Below are 7,271 nucleotides of genomic sequence, written 5' to 3' on the forward strand. Positions count from 1 at the left end.
GGCCGCCAGGGCTCGCCGGCCGACATCCCGCCAGGAGCTGGCGCACGATGCTGAGGGTGTCCGAATAGATCCGCTCGCAGACCAGGCCTCGCCCTCGAACAGGAAGAAGGCGGTCATCTGACAGGCGAAGGGCCGTCCGGTGGCGGGCAGGGGGCCCAGCGGGCCGGTTTGGTCCCCTCGAGGATGAACTCGACCACGACGCCGTCGTCGAGGTGGCGCAGCGACAGCAGGGTGTTGCGCTGGTCAGGGAAGGTCTGGCGCGAGGTGGCGTAGTAGCGCTCGACCGCGGGTCGGCCGTCATGTACCGCGCCGGTGGCGATGATCTCGTAGTGCGGGTGGGGAAGGTCGCCAGAACCTTGTCCCAGGCATGGTCGATCTCGTCGGCCATGTGCTCGCGGACTATGGTCTCGCGGTGCGCGCGCAGCTGGTCTGGCGTCATGGTCGTCCTCCCGTCGCCGCCGCCGGTTCGGCGTGTCGTCGCCCATAGTGTCGGGAACGGCGGCTTTGGGAAGCGCTCAGGCGGCCCAGGCGGCAGCGAAGCGGCGCAGCAGCGAGCGGGCGGCGCTTTCGGGCTCGGCGTCGGCCGCCGATAGGCGCAGGAACAGGTCGCGGTCGCGTGTCGCCCACGGGCCGGAAGCCCCTGTCCAGGCAGGCGAACCAAGCCCCTCGCCGCGGCCTTGGACGAGATCCAGGCCAGGCGTGGCCCGATGGCGGTGGCCACCTCGACCCGGCCGCCCTCGGCCAGGATGCGCGGATCCAGGCGGGCCGACAGCCACAGGTCGTCGCCGCGCACCAGGGCTTCGGGATCGGGCTTGATGACCACGCGGAACACCACGTCGTCGACCCGGACCTGATCGTCAGCCCTCAGCCCAGGCGGCAGGGTCAGGCGCAGGCGGCGGGCGTCGATGCTCAGGTCCAGGACGCCGCCGGCGAAGGCCATGGCCGGATCGATGGTCAGCACCGCCTGGGTGGCCAGGGGCGGGGGCGTGGCGACGGCCGGCGGAAAGTGGATCGGCTTGACCGGCAGTTCCTGCAGCAGACGATAGGCGGCCAGCACATCGCGAAACAGGGCCGCGTCGCCGCCGGGGCGATCGGGATGGGCCCGTTTGGCCGCCTCCCGGTAGGCGGCGCGCAGTTCGCGCTCGCCCGCGCCCGGCGCCACGCCGAGGATGGCGCGCGCGGCGTGCAGGGTCAGAAGGATGGGGGCTCGCCCGGTCATGGCCCGAACCTGCCGCCACTTGGTCAACGCCGGGTTAAGTTAAGACTTTCAGCGAAGCTGCAGGCCCATCAGATAGACCAGCCCGAAGGTGCCGAACACACCGGCGACGAACAGGATCACCGCCCAGGAGCCGCTCTTGCGGTGCCAGGTGATCGGCAGATCGACCTGCGGCCCCTCGGCGCGGGCCCGCTCGCCCCAGCGCCGGGCCAGTCGCCACAGCTGCAGTCCGCCGGCCGCCGCCAGGAAGGCGCCGCCCAGGATCAGGATGACGCCGTCGACGGGGTCGTCGCCCTGCCAGCTGGCCGCCTTCAGGCCGGCGATGGCCAGCGCCGCGGCGCACCAGAGGATCAGGGGGATCCAGGCCAGGCGGGCGCGGGTTCCAAGGGTCATGAGGTCGGATCCTGCGGCGCGGGACGGTCGGCGCGCCGTTCGCGCCTCGGATGCGCGCCGCGCGGCGAGGCGTCAAGCGTGGTCGTCGCGCGCGAGAACGGCTATAGGGCGGGGATGACCGACGCTCCCATCATCCCCGCCTCGCCCAGCGAGGACGACTATGTCCGCCAGGTGACCCAGGCGGCCCCCTTGCCCCTGCTGGCCGAGGGCGATCCGATCGCCCAGTTCGAGACCTGGCTGGCCGAGGCGGGCAAGGGCGAGCCCAATGATCCCAACGCCATGACGGTCTCCACCGTCGACGCCGACGGTCTCCCGGACTCGCGCATGGTGCTGCTCAAGAGCGTCGATCAGCACGGGTTTGTCTTCTACACCAACACCCAGAGCGCCAAGGGCCTTGAACTCGCGACCCAGCCCAAGGCGGCCCTGCTGTTTCACTGGAAGTCGCTGCGCCGCCAGGTGCGGGTGCGCGGCGCGGTGGAGCCGGTGAGCTCCGAAGAGGCCGACGCCTATTTCGCCAGTCGCGCCCGTCACAGCCAACTGGGGGCCTGGGCCTCGGACCAGTCGCGGACCCTTCCCGACCGTCTGGCCCTAGAGCGCCGGGTGGCCGAGATGGGCCTGAAGTTCGGCCTGGGCAAGGTGCCGCGGCCGCCACACTGGTCAGGCTATCGGGTCGTGCCCCAGGTCATCGAATTCTGGCGCGACCGCCCGTTCCGCCTGCACGAACGCCTGGTCTATGACCGGGTCGAGGGCGGCTGGACCACGAAGCGGCTATTCCCCTAGCGCCCGTTCCGCGCAGCCCACGGGCTCATCAACGCCATAGCGCGACAGGAAGGTCTCGATCGCGTCGTCGCAGAGGCTGTCGAGCGGGCGCTGGGCCTGGACGTGGTCGCCGGCGGCGAGGCCCAGCATCAGGGTGGCGTGATCAATCATGCCCAACAACTGCCCAGCCGCCCAGGCGGCCTTGTCGAAGCGCAGCGCGCCGCGTCGGCCGAGATCCTCGATCGTGGCGATCACCGCGCCGCCCATTTCGCCCCGCGCGGTCAGCAGGAAGCGGTCGGCCAGTTCCGGAAACCGGCGGCGCTCGGCGATCACCATCCTGAAGCTGGCCCGGGTGGCGGGACGGGCGGCGAAGGCGGCATAGGCCTTGACGATCCGGGTCAGCCGCTCTTGGGCGTCGCCCGGAAGGGCGGCGGCGTCAAGCACCGGCGCGGTCATGTCCTGAAGCAGGGCGTGAACCACGACGGCGAACAGTTCGGCCTTGCTAGGAAAGTAGGCATAGAGCGTCGCGGTGGAGACCCCGGCGGCCCGCGCCACCACCTCCATCCCGCCTTCGGCATAGCCCTCGCGCAGAAAGACATGGCGCGCGGCGGCGAGAATCTCGCCCTTTTTGCGTTCCGATCGCTTCAGACCCGTTCCCATCAGCATGCGCGAGATTCCAGGGTTTCGCTCAACCTCGTCTAGACGTAAAACCCATGGTTGTGCAAGCGGGGCGCGAGCGACTTCGTCGGAAGTTTCCGCTATGGGACCTCGGCGCCGCAGACCGCGACGCGCGGCAACGAGGTTTTCGGCGTGATCAAGGACGCGGAAGTCATGCGTGAACAGGAAGTGGCGGGCTGGTTCGGCGAAAGGGCCGACCAGACCATCGAGACCTCTTGCGCGCGTGTGTTCCTGGTCGGCGAGGCGGCCTGGAAGATCAAGCGCCCGGTCAATTTCGGCTTTCTGGACTATTCCACCCTGGAGTTGCGGCGCTGGGCGTTGGAACGCGAGTTGTCGTTCAATCGCGCCGCCGCCCCAGACATCTATCGCGCCGTACGCCGGCTCACGCGCGCCCCGGATGGCGGGATCGAGATCGACGGACCGGGCGAGACGGTCGAGTTCGTGCTGGAGATGCGCCGCTTCGACGAGCAGGGGGTCCTGGCCGCCCAGCCTTGGGCCATCGACGACGCGCTGGAGGACTCGCTAGGCCGCACGGTGGCGCGCTTCCACGCCGTCGCGCCGCCGCGGCCGCAAGGCGGCGGGGTCAACGCCCTTAGCTATACCATTCGGTCCAACGCCAACCTGTTGCGCGGTCTGGCGCCGCGTCTGGGCGCCCAGACGGTCGAGCGACTGATCGCCGAAACCGATCGGGCCCTGGACGCCCTGGGCCCGCTGCTCGATCGCCGGGTGACCGACGGCTTCGCCCGCCACTGTCACGGCGACCTGCATCTGGGCAATATCCTGGTCGAGGACGCCGTCCCGATCCTGTTCGACTGTATCGAGTTCAACGACACGCTGTCGGACATCGACATCCAGTACGATCTGGCCTTCCTGCTGATGGACCTGGACTTTCGCCGGCGGCGCGACGCGGCCGGACGGGTGCTGAACGCCTATCTCGACGAGGCCGCGCGCAATTTCGGCGAAGGGCTGTGGACGGGCCTCGCCGCCCTGCCCCTGATGCTCAGCGTCCGGGCCGGGGTCCGGACCCATGTCCAGGCCTATTCCGGCGACGACGAGGCCGCCCGGGCCTATCTGGCGACGGCGATCGAGCACCTGGCCCGCGCCCCGTCAGTCTGGTGGCGACCGGCGGCCTGTCGGGCTCGGGAAAGTCGACCTTCGCCCGGGTCTGCGCGCCGGGCCTGGGAAGCGCGCCGGGGGCGGTGGTTCTGCGCACCGACGAGATCCGCAAGCGCCTCGTCGGCGTCCCGTCCCTGCAACGCCTGCCCGCTGAGGCTTACACGCCGCAGATGAGCGCTCGGGTTTATGATCAGCTGTTCGCCGATGCGGCCCTGACCCTGGCGGCGGGACGTTCGGTGGTGCTGGACGCGGTGTTCCTCAAGCCCGAGGAGCGGGCCCGGGCCGAGGCCCTGGCCCAGAGCGCCGGCGTCGCCTTTCAGGGTGTCTGGCTGGAGGCTCCGCCCGAGGTCCTTCGGTCGCGTGTCGCCGCCCGCGTCAATGACGCCTCGGACGCCGACGTGGCGGTTCTGGAAACCCAGCTCGCCCGCTCGACGGGCGAGATTGACTGGCGGCGTGTCGACACCGTCAGCGCCTTCGAGGATGAGGCCCGGGCCCTGGCCGAATCCATGGGCTGACCCTGGGGACGGCGTCGAGGGGTCAGCCGGCCTTGCGGATCAGGGACGCCGAGGGCTGGATGGCCATGGCGATCGCGGTCAGCAATTCCTCAGGACGGATGGGCTTGCCCAGATGGTCGTCGAAGCCCATCGCCAGGAACCGCTCCCGATCGCCGGCCAGGGCCGACGCCGTCACGGCGATCACCGGAATCGTGGCGGCTCCCGTCAGGTCCCGACGGATCTCGGCCAAGGCGGTCATGCCGTCCATGACCGGCATATTGATATCCATCAGCACGGCGTCGAACCGCTCGGATTTCAGCGCGGCCAGGGCCGCCCGACCGTCATCGACCATGGTCAGGGTCATGCCGGCCGCTTCGAGAATGGCGCGGACCACGAGTTGGTTGATGGCGTTGTCCTCGGCCACCAGGATCCGGACGGCGGTCAGGTCGCAGACCAGGTCCTCGGCGACCTCGACAGGCGCGGGCGGGTGGGCGGTCTCGACGTCGAGGGTGAACAGGAAGGTCGCGCCCTCGGCGTTGTCCTCGAGGACGAGGTCGCCCCCCATCTGAAGGGCCAGGGCGCGGGAAATGGTCAAGCCCAGCCCGGTGCCGCCGTGGCGTCGGGAGATCGCGTCGTCGGCCTGGGTGAAGCTGTCGAAGATTCGTTCGCGGAAGCCGGCGCTGACGCCGATGCCCGTGTCGCGCACCCGAAGTTCGGTCCGCGTGCGACCGTCGGGGCTGATCTCCGCGGCCTCGACGAGAATCGCAATTCCCCCTGTTCGGTGAACTTCAGGGCGTTCGACACCAGGTTCAGCAGCACCTGCCGAACCCGGATCGCGTCGCCGCGCACCCAGGTTGCCGACTCGGGGCTCAGCTCGACCGCCAGCCACAGACCCTTGGCCTCGACGGCGTCACGCCAGCCTTCGGCGACTCCGATAACCAGATCGGACAGGTTAAAGACGTCGCTGGCCAGTTCGACCTTGTCGGCGTCGATCTTCGACAGGTCCAGCACGTCGTTGAGCACCTGCATCAGGTTGTCGCCGGACTTGATCATCAGCTCGACATGGAGACGCTGCTGCGGCGTCAGGGACGAGCGCTCAAGGGCGTGGGCCATGCCCAGCAGCCCGTTCATCGGCGTGCGCAGCTCATGGCTGGTCATGGCGATGAAGGTCGATTTGGCGCGCGCCGCTTCGAGCGCTCGTTCGCGCTCTCCACGCAGCCCGTGGGTCAGTTCGTCCATGCGCCGCGCGGCGGCGCGGTTGGAGATCATCACATTGATGGTGGTCAGCATGACCAGAAGCAGGCCGAACCGCGCCGTCTGAGCCCCGAGCCCCGGGGCGTCGTAGAAGAAGAAGGGAAAGATCACCAGGCTGGCCAAGGGTGCGAAGGTGCTCAACGCGATCAGGACCCAGGGCTGATGACGATAGTTCTGGGCGAAGATGAGTTGGCCGACCCAGATGCCGACGGCGGCCATTTTCAGATCGACGCCCTGCGCCATCCAAAGCGCCGCGCCCAACCCGGCCCAGATCAGGTTGATCGGCAGCGCTCCCATGACGAAGGCCAGCCGCCGCTCGGGCGTCGCCGCGACGCCGGCCTTGAAGCCCGCCGTGGCCAACCGGGCCAGCGCTTCCGCCGCGAGCAGCGTCGCCAGCCACAACAGCGCCTTGACCGGATCAAGCGCCCGTCCAACCAGCACGGCCACGACCATGGCGGACACGATACGGGACGGCAGGAGGCGATGGGTGTCCATCGCGACCTCGTCCAGCCGTTCGTCGGTCCATGGGGCTTGGTCTCGCCAGCGCAACGGCGTCGTTCCTTCCGACCACAATTTGGCTCTCGATCGTGTTTAACCCGCCTCTTGCGATGAAGCCCTAAAGGACGTGTGCGGCCTATGATCGCGGATGCGTCGGGCCCTGATCGCCGGACGCGCCGCCCGGCCCGGGGTTCGCGCCGTGCGCGCGGTGCGTTGCGCGCGGCCTTTGCGCCCGCTAGCCTCGCGTGAACAATGATAAAACAAGTAGCCGGAACGACAGGGGAGTAAGGGGCGAATGCAAGGATTGATGCAGCACGGGGCGCTGACGGTCGACAAGATCATCGACCACGCGGCTCGGTGGCACAGCAGTCGTGAAGTGGTCTCGCGGTCGGTTGAGGGACCGATTGTCCGCACGACCTATGGCGCGATCCACGATCGGTCCAAGCGGATTTCCAACGCCCTGCTGGGCATGGGCGTCAAGCCGGGCGACCGGGTCGCCACCCTGGCCTGGAACACCGGCCGCCACATGGAGGCCTGGTATGGCGTCATGGGGATCGGCGCGGTGTGCCACACGCTCAATCCACGCCTGTTTCCCGAACAGATCGCCTGGATCGCCGACCATGCCGGCGATCGGGCGCTGTTTGTCGACCTGTCCTTCCTGCCGATCGTCGCGGCCATTCTGCCGCGCGTGCCCAGCCTTGAGCACGTCATCGTCTTCACCGATCGCTCGCACATGCCGTCCGACTTCGCGCCAGCGGGCGAGGCCCCCAATTTCAAGGGCCTGCTGTGCTTCGAAGACCTGGTCGAGCAGCATCATGCCGACTGCGCCTGGGGCGGGTTCGACGAGGGCACCGCCGCCGGCC

7 protein-coding genes and 1 pseudogene are annotated in these 7,271 nt (G+C 69.1%); 3 read left to right on the forward strand and 5 right to left on the reverse strand.

Features of this window, described 5'->3' with window-relative positions:
- Together CSW58_RS14975 and CSW58_RS06035 are read right to left on the reverse strand one after the other, a co-directional pair.
- The coding region (locus CSW58_RS14975) for a DnaJ domain-containing protein (RefSeq protein WP_236627671.1) at positions 1-1,219 on the reverse strand (1,219 nt) is incomplete at its 3' end.
- 48 nt (positions 1,220-1,267) lie between these two features.
- Positions 1,268-1,609, reverse strand: coding sequence for a hypothetical protein (locus CSW58_RS06035; protein WP_099446677.1), 342 nt, complete (start codon positions 1,607-1,609; stop codon positions 1,268-1,270).
- 114 nt (positions 1,610-1,723) lie between these two features.
- Between CSW58_RS06035 and pdxH the strand changes: the two genes are divergently transcribed.
- Positions 1,724-2,389, forward strand: a complete 666-nt coding sequence (gene pdxH / locus CSW58_RS06040; RefSeq protein ID WP_099446679.1) for a pyridoxamine 5'-phosphate oxidase — start codon at positions 1,724-1,726, stop codon at positions 2,387-2,389.
- On the opposite strand, the gene CSW58_RS06045 is transcribed toward pdxH, so the two are convergent.
- The gene (locus CSW58_RS06045; protein WP_099446678.1) at positions 2,378-3,034 is read right to left on the reverse strand and encodes a TetR/AcrR family transcriptional regulator; all 657 of its coding nucleotides are present in this window, start codon (positions 3,032-3,034) and stop codon (positions 2,378-2,380) included. The genes pdxH and CSW58_RS06045 overlap by 12 nt on opposite strands.
- 144 nt (positions 3,035-3,178) lie before the next feature.
- Here CSW58_RS06045 and CSW58_RS06050 point away from each other — a divergent pair.
- Positions 3,179-4,677 (forward strand): annotated as a pseudogene (locus CSW58_RS06050) (AAA family ATPase).
- Between the two features lie 22 nt (positions 4,678-4,699).
- On the opposite strand, the gene CSW58_RS14980 reads toward CSW58_RS06050, so the two are convergent.
- Together CSW58_RS14980 and CSW58_RS06055 are read right to left on the reverse strand one after the other, a co-directional pair.
- Positions 4,700-5,362, reverse strand: a complete 663-nt coding sequence (locus tag CSW58_RS14980) for a response regulator (RefSeq protein ID WP_236627672.1) — start codon at positions 5,360-5,362, stop codon at positions 4,700-4,702.
- On the reverse strand, positions 5,248-6,405 hold the full coding sequence (locus tag CSW58_RS06055) for a HAMP domain-containing sensor histidine kinase (protein ID WP_236627673.1): 1,158 nt from the start codon (positions 6,403-6,405) through the stop codon (positions 5,248-5,250). Before CSW58_RS06055 ends, CSW58_RS14980 begins: the two co-directional genes overlap by 115 nt.
- 298 nt (positions 6,406-6,703) lie before the next feature.
- Between CSW58_RS06055 and CSW58_RS06060 the strand changes: the two genes are divergently transcribed.
- Positions 6,704-7,271, forward strand: a 568-nt coding sequence (locus CSW58_RS06060) for an AMP-binding protein (protein WP_143755102.1), incomplete at its 3' end; no start/stop codon positions are given.

The organism is Caulobacter sp. B11, assembly GCF_002737765.1.
GTDB lineage: Bacteria > Pseudomonadota > Alphaproteobacteria > Caulobacterales > Caulobacteraceae > Caulobacter.

Excerpts from the sequence above, each read along its gene's own strand:
- CSW58_RS06035 (WP_099446677.1), bottom strand. The coding sequence starts at position 1,609 with ATGACCCTTGGAACCCGCGCCCGCCTGGCCTGGATCCCCCTGATCCTC.
- pdxH (WP_099446679.1), top strand. The coding sequence starts at position 1,724 with ATGACCGACGCTCCCATCATCCCCGCCTCGCCCAGCGAGGACGACTAT.
- CSW58_RS06045 (WP_099446678.1), bottom strand. The coding sequence starts at position 3,034 with ATGCTGATGGGAACGGGTCTGAAGCGATCGGAACGCAAAAAGGGCGAG.
- CSW58_RS06055 (WP_236627673.1), bottom strand. The coding sequence starts at position 6,405 with ATGGACACCCATCGCCTCCTGCCGTCCCGTATCGTGTCCGCCATGGTC.